The sequence below is a fragment of the Streptomyces sp. NBC_00829 genome (assembly GCF_045161795.1).
GTDB lineage: Bacteria > Actinomycetota > Actinomycetes > Streptomycetales > Streptomycetaceae > Streptomyces.
In genome coordinates, this window is the sequence record NZ_CP108868.1 from 329,186 (window position 1) to 349,125 (window position 19,940).

At 68.1% G+C, this 19,940-nt stretch carries 13 protein-coding genes and 5 pseudogenes; 13 read left to right on the top strand and 5 right to left on the bottom strand.

All coding sequences use genetic code 11. The features are described 5' to 3' along the window. The first annotated feature begins 24 nt into the window (after positions 1 to 24). The 7 genes and pseudogenes from OG293_RS41240 to OG293_RS41270 form a co-directional block, all read left to right on the top strand. Positions 25 to 897 carry a TauD/TfdA family dioxygenase gene (locus tag OG293_RS41240; protein WP_331752430.1) on the top strand — a complete coding sequence of 291 codons (873 nt, stop codon included), beginning with the start codon at positions 25 to 27 and terminating at the stop codon, positions 895 to 897. A 52-nt stretch (positions 898 to 949) separates the two neighbouring features. Next, a complete protein-coding gene (locus tag OG293_RS41245; RefSeq protein WP_331752432.1) occupies positions 950 to 2,086 on the top strand; it encodes a hypothetical protein in 1,137 nt (378 codons plus the stop codon). A 534-nt stretch (positions 2,087 to 2,620) separates the two neighbouring features. Continuing rightward, positions 2,621 to 4,387, top strand: a complete 1,767-nt coding sequence (locus OG293_RS41250; RefSeq protein ID WP_331752568.1) for an ABC transporter ATP-binding protein — start codon at positions 2,621 to 2,623, stop codon at positions 4,385 to 4,387. Further along, entirely contained in the window at positions 4,344 to 5,495 is a 1,152-nt protein-coding gene (locus OG293_RS41255) for a tyrosine-type recombinase/integrase (RefSeq protein ID WP_406003924.1), read from the top strand. Before OG293_RS41250 ends, OG293_RS41255 begins: the two co-directional genes overlap by 44 nt. Further along, the gene (locus OG293_RS41260) at positions 5,492 to 8,014 is read left to right on the top strand and encodes a site-specific integrase (RefSeq protein WP_331752436.1); all 2,523 of its coding nucleotides are present in this window, start codon (positions 5,492 to 5,494) and stop codon (positions 8,012 to 8,014) included. Before OG293_RS41255 ends, OG293_RS41260 begins: the two co-directional genes overlap by 4 nt. Further along, positions 8,011 to 8,592, top strand: a complete 582-nt coding sequence (locus OG293_RS41265) for a DUF6262 family protein (RefSeq protein WP_331752438.1) — start codon at positions 8,011 to 8,013, stop codon at positions 8,590 to 8,592. Before OG293_RS41260 ends, OG293_RS41265 begins: the two co-directional genes overlap by 4 nt. A gap of 165 nt (positions 8,593 to 8,757) precedes the next feature. After that, positions 8,758 to 9,039 (top strand): annotated as a pseudogene (locus tag OG293_RS41270) (IS630 family transposase); the annotation flags it as partial. A 22-nt stretch (positions 9,040 to 9,061) separates the two neighbouring features. On the opposite strand, the gene OG293_RS41275 reads toward OG293_RS41270, so the two are convergent. The 4 genes and pseudogenes from OG293_RS41275 to OG293_RS41290 form a co-directional block, all read right to left on the bottom strand. Further along, the gene (locus OG293_RS41275) at positions 9,062 to 12,307 is read right to left on the bottom strand and encodes a type 2 lanthipeptide synthetase LanM family protein (RefSeq protein ID WP_406003925.1); all 3,246 of its coding nucleotides are present in this window, start codon (positions 12,305 to 12,307) and stop codon (positions 9,062 to 9,064) included. Positions 12,308 to 12,394: 87 nt separating this feature from the next. Beyond that, positions 12,395 to 12,718 carry a hypothetical protein gene (locus OG293_RS41280; RefSeq protein WP_331752442.1) on the bottom strand — a complete coding sequence of 108 codons (324 nt, stop codon included), beginning with the start codon at positions 12,716 to 12,718 and terminating at the stop codon, positions 12,395 to 12,397. 230 nt (positions 12,719 to 12,948) lie between these two features. After that, positions 12,949 to 13,333 (bottom strand): annotated as a pseudogene (locus OG293_RS41285) (transposase); the annotation flags it as partial. 6 nt (positions 13,334 to 13,339) lie between these two features. Further along, positions 13,340 to 13,599, bottom strand: a pseudogene (locus OG293_RS41290) (IS110 family transposase); the annotation flags it as partial. A 139-nt stretch (positions 13,600 to 13,738) separates the two neighbouring features. On the opposite strand from OG293_RS41290, the pseudogene OG293_RS41295 reads away from it, so the two are divergent. The 6 genes and pseudogenes from OG293_RS41295 to OG293_RS41320 all read left to right on the top strand — a co-directional run. Next, a pseudogene (locus OG293_RS41295) lies at positions 13,739 to 14,008 on the top strand (ABC transporter ATP-binding protein); the annotation flags it as partial. 107 nt (positions 14,009 to 14,115) lie between these two features. Further along, positions 14,116 to 15,591, top strand: coding sequence for an NUDIX domain-containing protein (locus OG293_RS41300; protein ID WP_331752444.1), 1,476 nt, complete (start codon positions 14,116 to 14,118; stop codon positions 15,589 to 15,591). A gap of 81 nt (positions 15,592 to 15,672) precedes the next feature. After that, a complete protein-coding gene (locus OG293_RS41305) occupies positions 15,673 to 16,119 on the top strand; it encodes an HIT family protein (protein WP_006378580.1) in 447 nt (148 codons plus the stop codon). Next, entirely contained in the window at positions 16,116 to 17,150 is a 1,035-nt protein-coding gene (locus OG293_RS41310; protein ID WP_331752448.1) for a phosphotransferase, read from the top strand. The genes OG293_RS41305 and OG293_RS41310 overlap by 4 nt, the downstream gene beginning before the upstream one ends. After that, entirely contained in the window at positions 17,134 to 18,525 is a 1,392-nt protein-coding gene (locus OG293_RS41315; protein WP_331752450.1) for an MFS transporter, read from the top strand. Before OG293_RS41310 ends, OG293_RS41315 begins: the two co-directional genes overlap by 17 nt. A 170-nt stretch (positions 18,526 to 18,695) precedes the next feature. Further along, the gene (locus OG293_RS41320; RefSeq protein WP_406003926.1) at positions 18,696 to 19,577 is read left to right on the top strand and encodes a protein-L-isoaspartate O-methyltransferase family protein; all 882 of its coding nucleotides are present in this window, start codon (positions 18,696 to 18,698) and stop codon (positions 19,575 to 19,577) included. A gap of 113 nt (positions 19,578 to 19,690) precedes the next feature. Here OG293_RS41320 and OG293_RS41325 read toward each other — a convergent pair. Then, positions 19,691 to 19,936 (bottom strand): annotated as a pseudogene (locus OG293_RS41325) (bifunctional DNA primase/polymerase); the annotation flags it as partial. Positions 19,937 to 19,940: the final 4 nt, after the last annotated feature.

Below are 19,940 nucleotides of genomic sequence, written 5' to 3' on the forward strand. Positions count from 1 at the left end.
GCCACCCTTCCGAAAGGAGCCGCGATGTCCTTGTCGCTGCGCCCGCTCAACGACAGCGGCTTCGGCGCCGTCGTCGACTGCAACCTCGCGACCGAAGCCGAAGACCTCGCGCCCCAGCTCGCGCGAGCCCTGCACCAGCACCGGCTGCTGGTCGTGCCCCGCCAGCACCTGACCCACGCCGATCTCCTGACCGTCGCCTCCTGCTTCGGAACGGTGGACACGAACATCGACCGCCGCTACGCCGTCGGCGGCTTTCCCGGACTGACCGTCATCAGCAACATCGTCGAGGACGGCAAGCACGTCGGCATCTACGACGGGGACGACGAGGAGGAATGGCACGCCGACAACAGCTTCAAGCCACACCTGACGGCCGCGACGCTGCTGTACTCGGCCATCACCCCCGAGGAGGGCGGCGAGACCCGCTTCGCCGACGCGACCCGCGCCTACACCGCCCTTCCCCCGGCGGTACAGCAGCGGATCGAGAAGATGCGCGCGGTGCACTCCATCGAACAGCTCGGCGCGTTGCAGAACCAGGCCAGCGGCGGGCAGTCGTCGGCCGCGGCCGGGAGCCTCGCCGACCACCCGGAGGTCGAGCACCCGCTCGTCCTGACCCATCCGGTCACCGGAGCCCGCTCACTGCTGCTCGGCTCCATGGTGATCCGCTGCGTCACTGGACTCTCCGTTCAGGACAGCCGCGCCCTGATCGACGACCTGCTGGAGCACACGACCAGCGCGCCGTACCTCTACAGCCACACCTGGAGTCAGGGCGACCTCGTCGTATGGGACAACCTCGCCACCCTCCACACCGCATCCCCGTGCGACAGCTCCCGCCACCCCCGCCTGCTGTATCGCGCTGCCGTTCGACAGCACGCGGATTCCCGTGGCTCCGAGGGATGACCGGCGGCGAGAACACGCTGTCTGCGCCGGTCGCCAGCCCTAGTGTTTGCCCATGACGTCGAAGGCCGTGAAGGTGCCCCTGAAGGAAACCGCCCTCAACCTCGAGCGCATCACCCAGATCGGGCACCAAGTCCACGGCGTGTGCCCAGACTTCGACGCCGGCGCGTTCGTACAGGACGTGATGTCCGACCTGCCCGCACTGGAGCTGAAAGACCGGATTTCTCGGACCAGCCAGGCACTGCACACCCACCTTCCGGTCACCGGCACCGAAGCCCTCGACGTCCTGCTGCGCTCGCTGCCGCCGACTCCCGAAGCCGCCGGCATCACGAACGACTTCGGGTGGCACACCTACTCCCCGCACTCCGACTTCGTCGCGCGCTACCTGCGCACCGGCGAGTACCTGGACCAAGCCCTCGACGCCCTTGCGCGCTTCACGCGGTACTTCTCGGCAGAGGTCGCCGTGCGGGACTTCCTCAACGACTTCTCCGACGAGACGATGAAGGCCGTCGACGCGTGGTCCCGCGACGAGGACCACCGGACCCGCCGGCTCGCGAGTGAAGCCACCCGCCCCCTCCTGCCCTGCGCGCCCCGCATCTCCCTGCCCGACGATGCGGCGCTCCCTGTGCTCGACCGGCTCTACGCCGACTCCAGCACCTACGTCCGCACCTCCGTCGCCAACCACCTCCACGACCTCGCCGGCACGCAGCCCGAACTCGTCCTGGCCACCCTCGGGCGGTGGAAGGACACCGCCAGCGCCTCCGACCAGCACTTCGCCTTCATCGCCCGGACGGCTCTGCGGAGCAGGCTCAAGAAGGGCTCGCCGGACGCCTACGCCTTCCTCGGCTACCCGCACGACGCACCTCTCGAGCTGACACCCGTCGTCCTGGAACGTACCGAGTTGGCCGACGGCGACGTGCTGACCTTCTCCGCCGCCCTCACCGCCACCGTGGCCGTCCCGGTGGATGTCATGTTCGTGATTTCCTCCACCACGCCCACCGGCAAGCCGCGCGAGAAGGTCTACTTCCTCAACCGCACCACCGTTCGGCCCGGTCGGCCGCTCCTTCTGGCCAAGCCGCACAAGCTGCGTTCGACGGCCACCACGAAGATCGCTCCCGGCCCGTACACCGTCGCGATCCAGGTCAACGGCCGCCGCTTTCCCCCCGTGCCGTTCACGGTCGTCGCAGCATGATCCGCGACCGGCCTTCTACCTGATCTGACCGTTCTCCGCCCAGGCCGTGCCTCTCCTTGCCACGGCCCGGTCAGCCATGCCCCACACCGCAGCCCCGGTCGGCACGGCAATCCCCCGAAGGAGTGAGCCGACTGCGTCGAACAGATTTCAAGGCCCGCCGCCGCACCCTGCCCGCCCCAACAGCCCGATCAGAACGTGTGTTCACGAAATGAGCCGTGACGGAGCCCGATCCGACGCGTTCTTAGAGCACCAGTGCCACTTCCCCGCCCAGATGGAGGACATCATGAATCCCGCCCCCGTGCATCAGCCCTCCGGAATCGAACGACGGCCCGCCCCCGTGACGGTGCGCCGTGTTGACGACACCCGCTCCTCAGCACGTCTGGATACGAGGTGGGCGGCATGAGTGAGTCGACCGATGAAACCGCCGAGACCGTCCCGGGGCCGCGCCCCACCCCCCTTCCGCCCGCCCCGCCGGCCGCGTCACCGCAAGCCGCGCCGGGCGCCGGTGCGGAGCAGAACTCCCCCGTCCCGGAGATGCGGTACGTGGACCTGACCGGCAGCCGCGAGGCGGCCGGCCGCTCCATCCGGATGCGGGACATGGCCCGGCGCCTGCCCCAGCTGGTGCGGCGTTCGCTGGCACTGGCCTGGCGCGTCGACCGGAAGGCCACCACCGGTCTCCTGCTGTGCCAGACGGTCGCCGGCGTCATGCAGGCCCTTGGCCTCATCGCGATCAGCGGAACCCTCACCGCACTGCTGACCAGCGGCGACGTCTACCACCGGCTCCTCCAGGCATGGCCGTCCGTAGCCCTGCTGGCGGCTGCGACCGGGGTGCGGGCGCTGCTGGGCATCACCGTCAGCTGGCTCTCCTCCCGACTGGGCCCGCTCATGTCGCGCGAAGCCGAGCAGATGCTGCTCACCGGCTGCGCCGAGGTGGAGCTCTCCGCCTACGACGACCCCGACTTCAACCGCGACCGCGAAGCCGCCGACCGCGGAGCACAGGTCACCGGCGACCTAGTCAACGAGGGCCAGGACCTTATCGCCTCGGCGGCCTCCTTCCTCGCCGGGGCCATCGTGCTGGCCGGGGTGAGCTGGGTACTCCTCCCCCTCCTGGTCGCCGCCAGCCTGCCGCAGGCCCTCGCCCAGGTCAGCGCCGCCCGGGTCCGCTACCTGGCGAACCTCCGCAGCAACGGCGACAACCGCATGCTGTCGGTCCTGCGGTGGCACATCTTCACCCGCGAGGCCGCCGACCAGATCCGTGCCGGCACCATGGCCGATTTCCTGTCCGGCCGGTACCGGCAGACGGTCGCCCGGATCAACCGCGAAGACCGGACCGCGGCCGACCAGGGCGCCCGCATGTCGCTGGTCGGCGCGCTGTGCGGCGGCCTCGGATCGGCTGTCGTGTGGGCGGCGGTGGTGTGGCTGCTGGCCACCGGCCGCATCAGCGTCGGCCACGCCGGCACGGCCGTCTTCGCTCTGCAGACGGTGGGCCAGTCGGTGCGAGGGCTGGTCGCCGTCGGGGCCCGTGCTGTGCGTACCGGCCTCTACATGGACGACTGGACCCGGTTCCTCGACTTGGCCGGCGGCTACACCATGCGCCGCGGCGAGCACCGGCCGGCGCCACCGGCCGAGATCGAGATCAAGCAGGTCTCGCACCGCTACGCCGGGAAGGACCAGGACGCGTTGTCCGACGTCTCGCTCACGCTGCGCCGGGGCGAGGTCACCGCACTGGTCGGCTTCAACGGATCGGGGAAATCAACGCTGTCGAAGCTGGTCAGCGGTCTGTACCTGCCCACTGGAGGACAGGTGCTGTGGGACGGCGTAGCCACCGACGACGCCGACCCGCAGGCACTGTGGCAGCAGGTGGCCCTGGTGCCGCAGGACTACGCGCACTGGCCGCTGACGGTCCGCGAGAATGTCACCCAGGGGCAGCCCACGGCCCGCGGTGACTCGGCGGTCCTCGAAGCCTGTGAGGCCTCCGACGCGGACGAGGTCGTCGACAAGCTCGGCGCTGGCCTGGACACCCTCCTGGCCCGCGAGTGGCTGAACGGAGAGGAACTGAGCGGCGGCCAGTGGCAGCGCATCGCGCTCGCCCGGGCATTCTTCCGCGAGGCAGGGCTCCTGGTCCTCGACGAGCCGACCGCCAACCTTGATATCTATAGGTGCTGCAGGTTGCGAGGCACACGAGAGGTCCCGCGGTGGGACCCGTTGCCTCAGCAGTATCTGAGGGGTCGTAGGTATGTCAGGTATGTTTGTGATCGTGATCGGAAAGTACAGGGCGGAACGGGCTGTCTCGCCAGTTGATGAGTCGGTGGCGTGGGTGGTCGTGGACGAGGCGTTCGCCCTGCACAAGGAGGCGTCATCGTTCCTGGCCGGGTTGAGGTCGGCTGGGCGTTCGCCGAACACGGAGCGGGTGTATGCGGGCAGGGTCGCGCTGTACCTCTGCTGGTGCGCCCAGCACGGCGTGGACTGGTCCCAGGCAGGCATGCTGGATCTGGGGAGGTTCCTGCGCTGGCTGGTGGTGGAGCCGCTCCCGCCGCGCGGACGAGGGCTCGCGATAGAGGCGCGGTATCGGCGGGAGTCGACCGCGAACGCCGTGATGACGACAGTGTGCGAGTTCCTCCGGTTCGGGACTCGAAATGGCTGGGTTCCCACGGAGATCTCCGCATCCTTGTCGGAGCCGAGGTACCTGTCCTACCTCCCCTCGGGCTACGACCCGGGCGAGGAAGGCCAGTTCCGCACGGTGCGGACGAGGACCTTGAAATACGCGGTTGCGGTGGAGGGTTACGAGTGGTTGACCGGCGAACAGGTCGACCTGCTGGTCGCGGCCACGCGCCGGGCCCGGGACCGCTTCCTGGTGGCGCTGTTGAGTTGCACGGGGATGCGGATCGGGGAGGCGCTGGGGTTGCGGCGTGAGGACATGCACCTGCTGTCGGATTCCGGTGCGCTCGGCTGCCAGGTGACTGGGCCTCATGTGCATGTGCGGCGGCGACGCAACCCAAACGGGGCGCTGGCGAAGTCCCGTGTCTCGCGGTGGATCCCGGTCACCGAAGAGGTGGTGGCGCTGTATGCCGACTACCTGTACGAGCGCGGGAGCGTCAGGGAGGCGGAGGACTGCGAGATGGTCTTCGTCAACCTCTTCCGCGGGCCGCTGGGACGGGCGATGACCTATGCCTCGGCGAAGGATCTGTTCGACCGGCTGGCCAGGAAGGTCGGATTCACGGCCCGCCCGCACATGCTGCGGCACTCCGCCGCAACCCGCTGGGTGCGCTCCGGGGTGGACCGCGACGTGGTCCAGACACTGATGGGCCACGCCTCGGCCTCGTCGATGGACCCGTACCTGCACGCCAGCGACACGGATTTGCGGGATGCCGTCGAGCGCGTCGGTGTGGCCCAGGGGGCTCGGCAATGACCCTCGCGCTGATTCGCGACGACACGCCTGCTTTGCCCGGAGGCGTGGACCTGGCGGCCTGGACCCGCTGGCTACAGGACGCCGTTGTCCCCGAGTGGCGCCCAGGGGAGTGGGACCCGCAGGCGCTGTTGTTCACTGGAGATCCGAACAATCCCCGCACCCGCGCGAACTCCTGCCGCACGGTGGCGTGTTCGACAGTGGTGCACACCCGCAGCTTCTGCAGCGTCTGTGTGAAGGCGCTTTCGGTGAGCGGCCTGGACGCTGAGGTCTTTGCCAGCGAATACCTCCCCCAGCGGATGGCCGCGACGTCCGGGCAGTCCCCGGCCCGCTGCGAAGCGCGACAGGAGGATCGGCACTGCGGCTACCCGGTCTCGGCACGTGGCGTGTGCAAGGACCACTACAAACTGTGGCAGGACTGGAAGCGCAAGGGCGGACCAGGCGGCGACGATCCCGGCCAGTGGCTCGCGTCAGCCGAGATCCAGGTGGAGGTGGAGGAAGTCTCGATGTGTGTGGTGCCGGGCTGCCCGACCGCCCAGGACTCCGGCCTGCCGCTGTGCGCTTACCACCGTCGCCGCCGCTCCGCCGACGCGCGGACGGGCGAGGCGGGCCAGGACGCGGCCTCGTGGGCCGAGGGTCAAGTTCCCTTTCTGCTGCAGCACCAGTTCTCCCTACGCCAGTTGGCACCGGTGCTGCAACTGGAGCTCCTCTACGCAGTCCAGCAACGGGACCAGCGCGGTGCCAAGCTCGACACCCAGTGCGTACGGCACCTGACCCGCGTCTTCGCCGGGTACGGGAGCCTGCTCGAGGTCGACCGCCCTACTGCACTGGCCATGGTGGAACGAGCCTCGAACAACACCCGCGCGCATGTGAAGGAGTTCCTCCGGCATGTCCAGGCCGGCTACGAGCAGGCCAGTGGCAACGGGCCTCGGGATTCGGAGGTCTGGGACGCGGTCACCGCCAAGGTAGCCTCCCGATACAGCCGCTCGGGGCGCCGCTACAACCAGGGCACCATCGACTTCGGCCGGATCTCACAGCCCTGGCTGCGCGAGGCCGCACTGGCCTGGGCTCGGACCACCGATCCGGACAGCTACGCGCTGAACCGGATGATGAACTCCTGCGTCCGGGCCTCCCAGGCGCTGGACGCGCGCCCCGGCGGCGGCCAGGACGAGGCCCGGTTGGCCTTTACCGACGTCGACGCCGTGGTGGAGGGGTTCAGAGACGCGCGCAAGCCCGACGGTGAGCGGTATTCCAACTCGGTGCGCCGGGACCTGTTGGCGAAGTTCTTCCAGATGCTCGACTTCGGACGCAGGGCCGGGCTGCTGGACCGGATGGCCGGCGGCTTCGCCCGCCAGCAATCCCACAGCATTCCCAGCGACGAGGACAACGAGGACGAGATCGGCAAGGCGATCCCTGAATCGGTCATCGCCCAGCTCGACACCCACCTCGACCGGCTCGGCGACGGTTTCCCCTACGGCTCGATGGCCCCGCAGGACGTGCACCTGATGTTCCGCACCGCCTACACCGTGCTGCGTGACACCGGGCGGCGACCTATCGAGGTCACCTCACTCAAATCCGCTTGTCTGGAGGTGGACGGCGGGGAGTTCACCCTGGTCTGGGACAACCACAAGAAGAAGCGATATCGCCGCCGACTGCCGATCACCAAGACCACCGCGACCGTGATCCAGGTCTGGCAGCAGCGCCGCCGACAGATTGGCGGTCCGGCTCACAGCCGGTCCTACCTATTCCCAGCGATCTCCGAAGACACCGGAGTGCACCATTTGTTGGCCGGCAACCTCGCCCGGGCGATCCGCGCCTGGGCCGATGCCCTGCCTGTGCTGGACTCCGAGGTGCCCGGTCTCGACGGCTTTCCGCTCCCGTTCGACTCGACGTTGGTCTTCCCGTACGCGTTCCGGCACTCCTACGCCCAGCGGCACGCCGATGCGGGGGTACAGCCCGACGTGCTACGCGATCTGATGGATCACCGGTCCATCGACACGACCATGGGTTACTACAAGATCTCCCTGGAACGGAAGAGGTCCGCAGTGAACACGCTGCGACTGCAGGTCGTGGACCGGTCGGGACGCCCCGCCCCGATGGCCTCCGCGACCGCGTACGAGGCCCGATCAGTGGCGGTGCCCTATGGCAACTGCACCGAGCCTACCAACGTCAAGGCCGGCGGCAAGAGTTGCGCGCTGCGGTTCCAGTGCGCCGGCTGCGGGTTCTACCGCCCCGACCCTTCCTACCTGCCCGCCATCGAGGAACACCTGCACGCGCTGCGGGCCGACCGCGAGACCGCCGACGCGATGGACGCCGCGCCGTTTGTCCTGCGCAACTTCACCGATCAGATCGACGCCTTCAAGGACGTGTCCGACACCATGCACCGCCGCCTGGCCGAACTCCCCACCGACCAACGGGCGGAGATCGAGGACGCCAGCCGCATCCTGCGTAAGGCCCGCGCGGCCGAGGGACGTGCCCTGCTGCCCCTGACGGTAATCCATCGAGGAGGCGGTGCGGAATGACGGCCGTCACGCGCACCCCAGGCGAGGTGCTACGCGAGGCCCGGCGCAAGGACAGCCGGGCCAAGCGCGCCAAGGTCGTGGCCGTCGTGGACGCGATGCTGACCAGCGGTGACCTCATCACGTTCACCGGGGTGGCCAGGGCAGCCGGCGTGTCCAGCTGGCTCGTCTACGCTGACGGCGTGCGCGAGCACATCGAGGCGGCCCGGACCAGGCAGCAACGCCAACCGACCAGGGCCACGCAGATTCGCCCGCCGGTCAGCGCGGCCAGCCTGCAGACCGAACTGGAGCTCACTCGCGCCGACAACGCCCGGCTGCGAGCCGAGCTGTCCCAGGCACGGGCCGCCGTCCAGCGGCAACTCGGTCAACAACTCGACCAGCTGGGCTCTGCCGATCTGACCGCGAGGGTGGAGGAACTGACCCGGCAGAACCGCGAGCTGCGCTCGGAAGTCGATGGACTGAACCAAGTGAACAAGAACCTTGAGCGACGCCTGGCCGAGACCGGCGAGGACCTCAACGCAGCCCGCACCAGCCTGAGACGCATGATCCGCGCAGAGAACCAGAGAGGTCCAATCGACTGACGCTCGGATGCCGGTACCGCCGCCGTGGCCAGCCGCCCAGCCGTGGAGCCCGCACCCCGTCAGGTCGATACTTCCACTACCAGGCGGCGCAAAGGGCGGGCACCGTCAAGCGGGCGATCAACCGGTTGCAGAACTCTCGCGCTGCCGCGGCTCCGTGCAGCAGACATTCGCCGCTGGGCGAAGAAGCACAAGGTCGAGCTGTGCTTCACCCCGACCTACGCCTCGTGGGCGAACCCGATCGAGGCCCACTTCGGACCGCTGAGGCAGTTCACCATCGCCAACTCCCACCACCACCGTGCAGACCCGGGCCCTGCACGCCTATCTCCGCTGGCGAAACGCCCACGCGCGCCACCGGGACGTCCCGGCCGCCGAACGAAGGAACGCGCCCGCATCCGAAGCGAGAAGGGCATCCGCTGGGGCAGACGCCCCCTCACAGCCGCAGCCTGAATCATCCCGCTGTCATTTGGATTCACCCGTTGACACCCTCCACGCATGCCCGTGTGCTCCACAAACCTGCCGACAGGAGGGAAGGAAGGAGGCTGGAAGGTGTACCGGGCACGCTGTCGAGCAGAGCAAGGCCGACGCCGGCAGCGCCTTGGAAGAGTCCAGGTACCCCGCCGAGACTATAGTCTCCGCTGGCGCGCTTCAGCCACATGCTGTGCGCCTCCAGACGGATTGCCGCATCCAGCCACCGCCGTTCCCCGTCGCGTCGCGCCGCCGCTCGGAGAATCGCAGCCCGGCCGAAGCGGCCACAGCACAGTGAGTCGCCCGCCGACGTTTGGTCAGCTGTGGAGGCCAGAGCGAGCTGGAGCTCCTCCTCCACGAGCCCGTCCCACAGGGCCGTCTGCGACATGCAGAGTCTGGACAAGGCGACGCCCGGCGCACCATGGCACCAGCTGAGCATGAAGCGTGGACGGTCCGCCTCGTGAGCACCTCGGAAGTCCGGCCAGTTCCGCTCTCCCGGATGGAAGGCTTCTCTCTCATACCGCAGGGCTTTCACGGCCGCCTCACGATAGGCAGAACGCCCGGTGACCGAATGAAGCCGCGCCAATGCGGTGGCCATACCGGAAGCCCCGTGCGAGAAGCCAGTAAGAGCAGTGGCGCCGATCGAGCTGATCACCCATCCGCCGCAAGCGTCCTGCCGATCGACGAGCCTGTCTCCCGCTTCCTGGGCAAGCAGCAGTGCCCTGGGTGTACCCGCTTTCAGCAGGGGCCCGATGAGGCCCGCGCATCCACGCATGAGGTCCAACTGCTGATCCGACCGCAGAAAGTCCGTGTCGAGAGAGTCGAGAAGGGACGAAAGCCCGCAGTTCACCGAGTCTGCCGTGTCGGGCAGCAGTTCCCGTAGATGGAGGAGGGCCAGCAGTACTCCTCCTGAGCCTGCCAGGCCCAGCGGCTGGTCACGCCACCATCGATAGCGGTCGTCCGTTCTCTGGTCGCTCAGCTGGTACCCAAGATCCGAAACTGCATCGTATGCGATCCGTTGGTAGGAGTCGCTGTTCGCACTGCGGTGGAGAGCCAGAGTGGCGAGGAACAGGGCAATGCCACTTCTGCCGCCGTAGAGGGACGGGCCGAGAGGCCCGTATGTAGCCCGTTCGAGGTCTTCCGCCACATGGATCCCGAGCCACTCCACTGCTCCTGTGTCGCAGGCGATGGCCGTTTTGACGAGGAGATTTCCCAGGTATGTGGATTCACTCCGGCGCTCTTCGGCCGACGGTTCGCAATGAGCAGGATTGTTCGACGAGGAACGATCCAGTGGCACTCGATGATGGCCGTGCATGCCTTTCGCGGCTATCACACCGCGGATAATGCTGAGCTGCAGAGCGATCGAGGCAGTGTCGAGCTCGTGCAACCTCTGCCGCGCGCGGTTGTACCCACTGACTTTGAAGTAGTCGGCAATCGTCAACCCCCCGGGGAGAACTAGGTCGACCCCACCGATCGACTGCTCGAAGAAGGGAACGTCCAGGTTCTCCGTCTGGGCCACTTCGGCAGCGAACAGCTCCCAGTTCCTCGGCCGCTCCGTTGAGACGACGTAGCTCCGCGCAAGGCTTTCCAACAGCAGCCGCTGAGCGATCTCAGACTCAAGCGCAGCGGGTTCGATCTGCTGTCTATGAAGCCAGATATACAGCCATGTCGGTCTCAGTACGAGTCTGCATGGATATGTCCTGAATCTCGCGATGAGTCCAGGGTCTGCGAGCCACCACTGCTTGTCGGCCAGAATCCCCATCAGTTGATGTTCGAACCCGTCGCAGAACTCTTCGACGAAGTCGCCGAGGCGATTGCGACTGCCCACAGCAACCGGGAGGGAGGTGGGAAGGTGCGCGGGCCGCTCGATGCGTCCAGGAATCATGCCATCGGTGTTGAGTCCGATCCACCCGACGTCTTGTTGCTCCAGGCTCTGAGGGGGTTCGATTCCCAGGGCGCTGACATCGCGTGGTATCTGTTGCTGGCCAACGAACTGCCATTGTGGGAGCAGTCCCGTCCCGATCACCGAGTCGGCGATCTGTCTGTAGGCTCGGGAGGCCGAGGGGTTGACGTCCTTGTCATTGTGGTCGTGCGGGATGCCTTCGAAGAGGGTTTCGGCATCGATAAGGACCAGTTGGTCGCCTTGGGCGATCAGATTCTCGTGGTGGCAGTCACTACACCCCAGAAGATGAAGGATCGCAGCCAGTCGGCCTGCGTTGCGATAGAAGGATCGGAGTTGCCCCTCGTTGGTACATACTCGGTGCGGCACCCATTCCATGTATCCGTAGCCGTCGCGCGCGATCACCCGGACAGTTCGCAAAGAATCGTCCACTGGGGCTGGCGGCGGTATATCGGCCAGTAGCCGCTGAAACTCTCGGTCAATGCGCAAGTCTTTTGGTTTGTAAACGACGTGATGCGACGCGGACGGAGTGATGGGGGAAGCGAAGGTTAGAATGGCGACCGTACGGCCTCCGCAGTGTGGATCGCTCAGGTTCTGTTTGATTCCCGTGAGCCTGCCATCGGCGGGGAGATGGAACATCTTCGTTAGCAAATGCCGATCGCTGTGGACTCGAGTGAGAATCTCCCGGCTCGATTGCAGCCAGCGTTCCACGGTGGTCGACAAGTGGCGCTTGAGGACGGGGTACTTGACACTCAGTGACCATAGGCCATCTTGCCGCAGGTCCTCGAGGAATGCGCAGTAGCCAATGCGTCTGGGGTAGTTACCTCTAGATTCGCCTGAGTCTAGATGTGCGATGACGAGGTCGCTGGGACTCCTGCGTCTGCTGAACTCCTCCCAGACGGCCGGCTCGCCGACCGCGGAGAGATTCATAATCAAGTTGTTGGCCAGGTCCCGATGAATGCCTGGGTGATCCGCCCACGACTCATGCCCGATCCGATATTGGATGGCGATATGAGCCGGTAGCCCCTTCGACAGCTCCCTCATGGCGCCGCGTGCGATGCACTGCCACAGCTCGACGAAGGATACGGGCGGGCTGCCGCTCAAGGGGGCGTCCGATGCGTCGATCGGCGTAGAGCTGCGCAGCCAGCCCTGTAGGGCGAGGAATGTATCCGAGGCATCAGCTCTCGCCAGAGATGCTAGAAACGGGGCGGCGTCCGCGGGCGACTGTCCGTCCCATCGCAGTCGACGCCGAAGTTGATCGGGGTCGTGGGCCTGCAGAGCCCGCATCCAGGCCTGAAAGACCTCGGAGGGGCGATCCCCTGAGATTTCAGACACGAGTTCGTCGCGCATGGGCATTGTATCCACCACTCCGCACTCTCGCGTCGGAAATGTCGCGAGCACGCCCCGAAATCCCCAGGTGTCGCCGATGTTGGTCGCTTACACGGTGCACACGGAGGTAAAGACCCAACAGCACGACGCCGACATCGCATCCATTTCACTGTCGGTCGGCGTCGGCTGCCCATGTGGCGGGCGAGTAATCTCGCTGATGTCGAATCCTTCACCGGCCGCGATCCGGCTGAGGGTGTCCATGTCACGCGCGACAGCGTGTTCCGCGAATAGAACCTTCTGTCGCAGATGGACATCGGTCTTGAGCTTCTCAACGAATTCGGAAAACTGTGATTCCATCACAAGCCCATCCCTCCAGCTCTTCGTTCTCCCCACCCATAGCGGGGAGATCTTCGCCATGCAGGTGATGCGCATCACTCAAAATATAGCTAACTGCCGCCACGGCCGCGACCGCTGGCTGTCAGTGCCCCGACGCACGAACCGCTCTAACCTCGGCATTTCATGGCGGCTTGTCAGTTCAACTGGCTGGCCCTTTCGGCGTGTTGGGGCAGAGACGGGCATGGTGGCGGCCCGGCTGTCGGTCGGGTGGGCGCCGGGTTCCACGGCTCCGGCGGGATGGTGTCGCCGGGACGGGAAAGTACTGGTCAGCCGGGGTTCGGGAGGGCGTCGAGCCGGGCCAGGGCGTCGGTGATCAAACGGGTCCAGGGCCAGTGGTGGGCGAGGCGGAGGGTGCGGCGGCGTCCGGTGGTGACGAGCTGGGCGGCGGTGGAGAACAGCCGCAGGCAGAGCCGTCGGGGCTCCCACAGCCGGGGCTTGCCGGTCAGGACGAGCATCGGCATCCAGGCGAGCAGGTCGAGGGCGATCTGAACGATCTCCAGCCAGATCCGATTCTGCGCGGAGTCGTGCAGGGGGAGGTCGCGCAGGCCAGTGGCACGGGCAGCGCGGATGCGGTCCTCGGCTCTGGCTCGCTGGCGATGCCAGCAGTTCGAGGGCGCCGATGGGCACATCCTTGGTGCTGGTGGCGAAGCAGACACCTCAGGGCTCTAACTCGTCAAGCTGCGGCAGCGAGTGCGGTGGGGAAGCCTTGTGCTCGTCGAACCGTTCGCGGCTCTGGAGACAGTGGTGGAGCTGGCCGATCATGCGGTTGAAGAGGTTCCTCTGGGCGCCGGCGTGCCAGTCACCGGCTTCGTCCCGCCGTCGCCGGTAGTGAGCCTTGGCTCCGGATGAGGCGGTGATGGCGGAGAACGCCCAGAGGTAGCCGACGTGGTTGAGCCGGTCGTTCTTCACCATCGGCGGGTGATGCTCGGCTTCTTGCCCAAAGCTGATCGGCCGACAGTTCCTACGATCGACGGCCAACCTGTCAGACTGACTTCGCGGCAACCTGGCTCACGTGCCTCAGTCGCACTGGGCATCCCGACCTGGGCAGCTACTTGACAACCCCAGATAAACCTCGACCCTCGCGCCGAATACAGAATCTTCCAGCGGCTGCGGGACCTGGCCCAGGACCGGGTGGTGTTGCTGGTCACGCATCGCATCACCAACGTCGCCGTGGCCGACCGGATCGTTGTCCTCGACGAGGGCAGAGTCGTGCAGGAGGGCACCTACAAGGACCTCGCCGCCCAAGAAGGCGGCCTGTTCCAGCAGTTGCTGTCCTACCAGGTCACCTCGGAGCCGGCCGGCGAGAAGCACGGAACCCGCGCGTGAAGGGAACCGACACCACTTCACCAGCTCCGCCCGGGCGCACGGCCCCCGCTGACCCGCCCAGCCTCGACCCATCCACCAGCCCTTCCATGCTTCTCCGAGGTGTTGACGTGCCGATCACCCGCTCCCACATCCGCGCGACCCTCGACAGCTACCTGACTCGGCACCCGCACGAGCGAGAGTCCCTGGCCGGCCTGTTTGCCGTCCTGGACGGGCCGGACGACCCGTCCAGCCGGGCGACTCTTCCCGGCCACGTCACCTGCAGCGCGGTCGTCATCGACCGAGACCGGCGCGTACTGCACATCGTCCACAAGGCCACTGGGCTGCTGCTCACCCCGGGCGGGCACGCCGAGGCGGACCGGAGCCTGATGGCCGCTGCTCTTCGGGAGGTGTCCGAGGAGACGGGCATCCGGCCCGGTGACCTGTGTCTGACCCCGCAGTTCCTGGGCGGCCCGATCGACATCGACGTGCAGGGGATCGACGCCAATCCCGCAAAGGGCGAGCCGAGCCATCAGCACTTCGACTTCCGCTTCGCCTTCTACGTCAGCGCCGAGCAGCTGCCGCCGCTCAGGCTCCAGGACGAAGAGGTCTCGGGTTCCCAGTGGCTTGCGTTCGCCGACGTCAGGTCCCCAACGCTGCGGGCCAAGCTGTCGGACGCCGAGGCCGATGGGCTCGACGGGCAGCCGGAGCCAGTCAACGCGTCGGCTCTGGTCCACGACGGCTTCGGACGCTACCTGCTTCATCTCAGGGATCTGCGGGAGGGCATCTGGGCGCCCGGGGTCTTCGACCTCCTGGGAGGCGGGCGCGAAAGGGATGACCGGTGCCTGGAGGACACCTTGCGGCGGGAGCTCGCCGAGGAGGCCCCCGGCCTTGCACCGGTGGGCTTGGTGCCCTACGCAGTCGAAGAGGCGACGAGCGTCGACGGCCTCGCGGTGCCGATCAAGGTCTTCACGGCCCGCTGGAGTGGACACCCCGACACGGCGGACCTACAAGAGGGCGTCCTCCTGCAATGGTTCACCCCCGACATGCTGGACCGACTACCCATGAGTCCCGGTCTCGGCGACCTGATCCGCCGCCACGCGGCCGAGCACCCCCCGGCCGGCAGCCCGCCGGACCGCATCCGCCCACTGCACGAAGAGGCACCGGAGGGGACCGAACTCCACATCATCGGCGTCCACCTTCACCTCCAGGACGGGCAGGGCCGGATCCTCCTCGGACTGCGCCATCCCGACTCGGCCTTCGCATCGGACGAATGGCACTTTTTGGCAGGTCATTGCGAGAGGGAAGCCGCCATCAGCTGTTTGGTGCGCGAAGCTCAGGAGGAGGCCGGGCTGATCATCGATCCCGGTGACATCGAGCTCGTGCATGTGGTCCACCACGTCGACTCGCCGACGGCGCGGGCACGGATCGCGCTCGTCTTCCAGGCCCGGGCATGGTCCGGTACCCCGCAACTCCTGGAGCCCGACCGGTGCGTGGCGTGGCGGTGGTTCAGCCCGCAGGATCTTCCGGCAAAGGTCGTGCCGTACACCCGCCTGGCGATCGAAGGCATCGTCGCGGGCCGCCCGTACACTCAGACGGGCTGGTGAGCACCTGTGACGCTCCCACCGACACCCAGCTCTTCCTGGCCTGAGCACTTCCTCGCGCACCGCGCCGGCCACGACTGCCCAATGTGCGGCAACGATTGGACGGCCGATGACATCGGATGGGGGCTGCTGCTGCACCGCGGCGAGGTGTCCCAGTCCTATCTCTGGCGCTCCGGGCAAGTCCGGGGCTACTCCATCACCATCGTGACCGCGCGCCACGTGGCCGAGCCCACCGAACTTTCGGACGACGAAGCCGCCGCCTTCTGGCGGGACACCCTCGCCCTGGGCCGCGCACTTGAGGCGCACTACCAGCCGTTGAAGATGAACTACCTGCTCCTCGGTAACGCCATTCCGCATGCCCACCATCACGTCGTGCCGCGACGGGAGGCGGGTGCGGACCCGGCGCCGGGCGGCCCCTTGCCCTTCGACGTGCTCGACCTCGGGCGCCAGGAAGAGGCCCAACTACAGGCGGACGCCCGGGCGCTGCGCCGGCTGATGAACGGCCCCGGCAGGCCGGAGGCCGGGCATTGAACGCGCAGTTCGACGTCACGGCCGTGGCGGGAATCCTGGCGCTGCACTACCGCGTCGTCCCCACCGACGTCCGCGAAGGGCCGTCAGGGACCGCCACGTGCAACTACGTGGCCAAGGACGGCGACGGCCGCCGATGGTTTGTGAAGGCCTACCCAGAGCACGCTGACCTGGGCGCCGAGGGGCGCGCCCTCGAGCTGGCCGAGTTCGCCGCACTCGGCGGGGTCCCGGTGCCGGCGATGCGCCGGACCCTGGACGGCGACCTCATCGCCGTCGAAGGCTGCCTGGCGGTGGCCGTCACCGCGTTCGCCGAGGGCGCCGAGACAGCGGAAGGCGGCCTGCACGGCGAGCAGTGGGCCGCCGTCGGCGCGACCGTGGGCCGACTGCACCGCACGCTCGCGCGACATCCGGACGGGCCGCCGCGCCGCGCCCCGTCCCACGAGGTCTGTGACATCGAGCGGGGCCGCCAGCGCCTGGAACGGCTCCTCGACAGCTACGCGAAGCAACCCCCGAGTTCCGCGTTCGGAGCGTGGTCGAGAGACGCCGCCCAACAACGGCTGGACGAACTCCCCGCCACGGCATCCATGCTCGAAGCACTCCCCTTGACCGTGGCAGCGCAGATCGTCCATGGCGACCTGTCCTCCCTCAACCTGATGCTGAGAGGCGAGAAGGTCGCCGCGGTCGTCGACTTCCGGCCGCCGACGCACCGCAGCCCGATGTGGGAGCTGGGACGCATCGTGCTCGATCCGCGCACGGTCCTGACCGCCCCGGACTGGCCCACGGGCCTGGCCACGGCCGTCGCCGCCTACCGGGAGACCAACCCGGCCATACCGGACGAGGACCTCATGACGGTGCCCCGGGTGGCGGCCGGCTACCTGGCCTGCTCGGTGTACCCGCTCTCGGAGCCGCTCGACGACCCAACCGCGGTCACCCGTCAGCTGGAGGCGTACGGGCGGGCCCGCCACGAGGCCCTGGGTGTGCTGTGCGCCCGCCTGGACGAGGCGGAGGAGGTGCTCCGTGACCAGCTCCGCTGACTCTCCCGCTCGGCTCCAGACGTCGCTGTGGCGGCACCGCAACTTCCGGACGTTCATGATCGGGCAGAGCGCCAGCGTGACCGGCAGCTCGATCAGCTCGATGGTGATCCCGGTGATCGCCGTCCTGGAGCTGCACGCCACCACCTCTCAGGTGGCCTGGTTGGCGTTCCTTGGACTGCTGCCACCCGCGGTGCTCGCCCTGCACGCCGGGGCGCTCGCTGACCGCCATTCCAAGCAGCGCCAGATGATCATCGGGGATCTGGTCAGTGCGGCCGCACTGGCCACGGTGCCGGTGGCGGCAGCCCTCGACGCACTGACCCTGCCCCAACTCATGGCGGTCGCCGTGGTGCAGGGCGCCGCGGGCGTGGTGCATGACGCGGCGGCCATCAGCATCCTGCCCAGCCTGGTCGACCGGTCCTTGATCCAGCGGAGCAACAGCCGGGTCGGCGCACTCTTCGCCCTCTCCGCGACCGGCGGCAGCAACCTCGGCGCCGCTCTGACCGCCTTGGTCGGACCGGCCCGAGCCCTGCTCGGAGACGTCCTCTCCTATCTCATCAGTGCCTGGTGCACCGCGCGCATCCGCATGCCCAAGACCGACCGGGCACGTACCGGGGAGCGTCGGCTGTGGGCGGAGATCGGCGAGGGCGTGCGGTATGTACGCAGTGACGACCGGCTGCGTACCTTGACGCTGGTCAACGCGTCGACTTCCTTCGCCCTCGCACTGCTCAACACACTGTGGGCGCTGTACTTGCTGCGCACCCTTGCGATGAGCACCACGGCGTTCGGTGTCGTGCTGGGGCTCGGCGCCCTGGGCGCGGCCGCCGGCGCGCTCCTCGCCCCTGCCCTTGCTCGACGGATCGGGCCCGGGCCGATGATGCTGGCCGCGCTCGCGATCACGCCGGTGACCCAGATTCCGCTGCTGCTCGCCTCTCCCGGCCTTGGCTGGCAGATCGTGATCGGTGCGGCGCTGTTCGTGCAGTTGGCGTGCGCGGGTGCGGCGGGCACCACCCAGCGGTCAATCCGTCAGATCATCACCAACTCCCGCATGCAGGCACGGATGCAGGCGGTGAGCACCTGGTTGACATCGGGTGCCAGGCCGGTCGGCGCGCTGCTCGCCGGCGCACTGGGGACGTGGGCCGGTGTCCGGGCCGCCCTGGTCGTCGGTGCCTTTCTGCTCACTGTGCCGCTCCTGGTCCTGGCGCTCTCTCCGCTGCGCGGCCTGCGGCAGATGCCCGGTGCCCCGCCCGAGCGGGAGGAACCCGCGCCTGCCGAAGAACTACCGCGCCCCGGCCCTCCACCTCAGGTGCCGGCCCCTGGAGCGGCGGCCGCCGCAGACATCCGCCGTGAGAGCTCGTTGGACGGAGGCGCCACATGACGGACCTGAACACCGGGGAGACCACGCGAAGGCCCGCTTCCCCAGCTGCGCACGCTCCAGCGACGTTTTCCACTACGGACCCCTTCCACACGGAGACGGCAGAAGTCACCGGGTCGGCGGACAGCCGCGGCACCCGGGGTGACCGCGGTGCTGCTGCAGCCCGGGCAGCGATGGTCGCCCGCCTGGAGAAGGCTGGCGATCTGGCGGCCGGCCCGGTACGTGAGGCGCTGCTCGCCCTGCCGCGCGAGGTTCTGATGCCGCAGGCGTACGTACGGCGCAGTGCGCCGAGCGAGGAGCCGCCGCGGTGGGACCTGCTGGACTGGTCGGCGCCGCAGGACCGCCCCGAGCTGCTCGGGCTGCTGTACGGCGGGGCCAGTGTGCTCGTCCAGCACGACGGCGAGCCGTTGGTGGGCCGGGCGCGCGGGACGCGGTCGGGGGCGTCGATCACGTCAATGTCGACGGTGATGGGTCTGACCGCCTCGCTGCTGGAGGAGCTGGATCTGCGTCCGGGTCTGCGGCTGCTGGACGTCGGGACGGGAGCGGGAGTGACCGCCGCGGTGGCCTGCCAGGTCTGCGGCGACCAGGGGGTGGTCTCCCTCGACCGGGATCGGCACCTCACTGACGCGGCTGCGGCCCGGCTGGCCGATCTCGGGTTCCGTCCAGAGGTGGTGTGCGGGTCAGGAGAACAGGGCGTTGCGGGGCGGGAGTTCGACCGGATCTTCGTGTCGTACACGGTGGAGCGCGTGCCCACGGCCCTCGTCGAACAGCTCGCTCCCGGGGGCAAACTGCTGGCGCACGTGAGCAGTGCGTCCCCGTCGTGGCCCGGCCTCGCCGTTGTCGAGCGCACCGCCGACGGGCAGATTACGGCGGAGCTGCGGGCCGTGGAGTTCGCCCACCGGGCGGGACACGGCGTGGCGCGGATCTGGCCGGGCGCGCCGATCACGACGTGCTCGGCGCCGAAGTCCCGGACCAGGCCACCGCCGAGGAGATGGTCGGCCGCCAGCCAGAAACCGCGGTCGCTGTCCGGGGGCGGCGCCAGCATGCTCCGTTGAGTCCATGTGCCCGGCTCGGTGGCCATGCGCTGCCGGAACTCCTTCGTGACGGGTGCCGCGTCACGGTGGCGCAGCCCTACACGGTCCAGCTCCAGCGCGACCCAGCGCGGCAGACGCGCCGGCAGTTCCTGGTCCCCGACCATCCGGTAGCTGCCGGCCGCGGTGACGGTGTCGGGCGCGACCGCGGTGGACCACCCAGCCCGCACGTCGACCTGCCAGCCGAGCCGGCCCGCGCCCTGCACGTACCGGCTCGTGTCCTGCGCCCGGTACCACAGGTGGATCCCGCCGCTCGTTATCGACGGTTCGATCTTGTTCTGTGTGTGTTTCTGCTGCTCAGCACCTTTCTTCGATCGACACAACGTG

Bases quoted from the DNA above. Each gene is read 5' to 3' on its own strand.
- OG293_RS41320 (WP_406003926.1), top strand. From the start codon at position 18,696: ATGGTCGCCCGCCTGGAGAAGGCTGGCGATCTGGCGGCCGGCCCGGTA.
- OG293_RS41280 (WP_331752442.1), bottom strand. From the start codon at position 12,718: ATGCGCATCACCTGCATGGCGAAGATCTCCCCGCTATGGGTGGGGAGA.
- OG293_RS41250 (WP_331752568.1), top strand. From the start codon at position 2,621: ATGCGGTACGTGGACCTGACCGGCAGCCGCGAGGCGGCCGGCCGCTCC.
- OG293_RS41275 (WP_406003925.1), bottom strand. From the start codon at position 12,307: ATGCGCGACGAACTCGTGTCTGAAATCTCAGGGGATCGCCCCTCCGAG.
- OG293_RS41265 (WP_331752438.1), top strand. From the start codon at position 8,011: ATGACGGCCGTCACGCGCACCCCAGGCGAGGTGCTACGCGAGGCCCGG.
- OG293_RS41245 (WP_331752432.1), top strand. From the start codon at position 950: ATGACGTCGAAGGCCGTGAAGGTGCCCCTGAAGGAAACCGCCCTCAAC.
- OG293_RS41305 (WP_006378580.1), top strand. From the start codon at position 15,673: ATGTGCGGCAACGATTGGACGGCCGATGACATCGGATGGGGGCTGCTG.
- OG293_RS41260 (WP_331752436.1), top strand. From the start codon at position 5,492: ATGACCCTCGCGCTGATTCGCGACGACACGCCTGCTTTGCCCGGAGGC.
- OG293_RS41240 (WP_331752430.1), top strand. From the start codon at position 25: ATGTCCTTGTCGCTGCGCCCGCTCAACGACAGCGGCTTCGGCGCCGTC.